Genomic DNA, 1,291 nt, shown 5'->3' with positions numbered 1-1,291 from the left:
CGATCGATCTGGCAAGCGGCGTCAAGACGGTCTCGATCACCTCGGGTGCGGCGACGATCGCCACGAGCAACGGCCAGACCGCTTCGACCGTCGCTGCGGGCGCCGTCACGCTGAGGAGCTCGACAGGTGCGGATCTGAGCGTCACCGGCAAGGCCGATCTGCTCAAGGCTCTCGCCCTGACGACGTCGGTGGGCGGCGGCAACGCCACCGTGAACGTCAACCGCACCACCAGCGCGGCTTCGCTGGGTGCGACGATCACCGACGGCTCGACGCTGAACGTCAACGGTAAAGTCATCACCTTCAAGAATGCGCCGATCCCGGGCTCGACCGGTGCGCCGAGCATTCCGACCGGTTATGGTGCGAGCGGTAACGTCCTCACCGACGGCGCCGGCAACTCGACGGTCTATCTGCAGGGCGGTAGCCTCAACGACGTGCTGAAGGCGATCGACCTCGCCACCGGCGTGCAGACCGCGACGATCGGCGCCAACGGCACCGCGACGCTCGCGACGGCCTCCGGCCAGACCAACTCGTCGATCAACGCCTCGGGCCAGCTGAAGCTGTCCACTGGCGTCAATGCCGACCTGTCGATCACCGGCACGGGCAACGCGCTGAACGCGCTCGGCCTTGCCGGCAACACCGGAACGGCGACCGCCTTCACCGCGGCGCGCACCTCCGGCATCGGCGGCATCAGCGGCAAGACCTTGACCTTCACCTCCTTCAACGGCGGCACGGCGGTCAACGTCACCTTCGGCGACGGCACCAACGGCACGGTCAAGACGCTCGATCAGCTCAACACCAAGCTGCAGGCCAACAACCTGTCGGCGACGATCGACGCCAACGGCCTGCTGACGATCTCGACCACCAACGACTACGCGTCCTCGACCATCGGTTCGAGCGCCGCGGGTGGTGCGATCGGCGGCACGCTGACCTCGTCGCTGACGTTCTCGACGGCTTCCAGCCCCGTCCAGGACGTCGTCGCGCAGACCTCGCGTGCCAACCTGGTGTCTCAGTTCAACAACATCCTGAACCAGATCGACACGACCGCGCAGGACTCCTCGTTCAACGGCGTCAACCTCTTGAACGGCGACCAGCTCAAGCTGGTGTTCGACGAGACCGGCAAGTCGAACCTCAGCATCACCGGCGTGACCTACAACTCCAAGGGTCTGGGCCTCGCCTCGCTGACCAGCGGTGTCGACTTCATCGACAACGCTGCCACCAACAAGGTGCTGACCAACCTCAACGCCGCCTCGAGCACGCTGCGCTCGCAGGCCTCGAGCCTCGGCTCGAACCT

The 1,291-nt window shown here is 66.0% G+C and carries 1 protein-coding gene; it reads left to right on the top strand.

Annotation, left to right across the window (positions count from 1 at the left end):
• A partial coding sequence (locus I6F24_RS37245) for a DUF1522 domain-containing protein (protein ID WP_225156593.1) occupies window positions 1-1,291 on the top strand: 1,291 nt, incomplete at both ends.

The sequence above is a fragment of the Bradyrhizobium sp. BRP23 genome (assembly GCF_020194135.1).
Classification (GTDB): domain Bacteria; phylum Pseudomonadota; class Alphaproteobacteria; order Rhizobiales; family Xanthobacteraceae; genus Bradyrhizobium; species Bradyrhizobium yuanmingense.
Note: the sequence above shows the minus strand (reverse complement) of the source record. Positions and strands in the feature narration are given on the sequence as shown.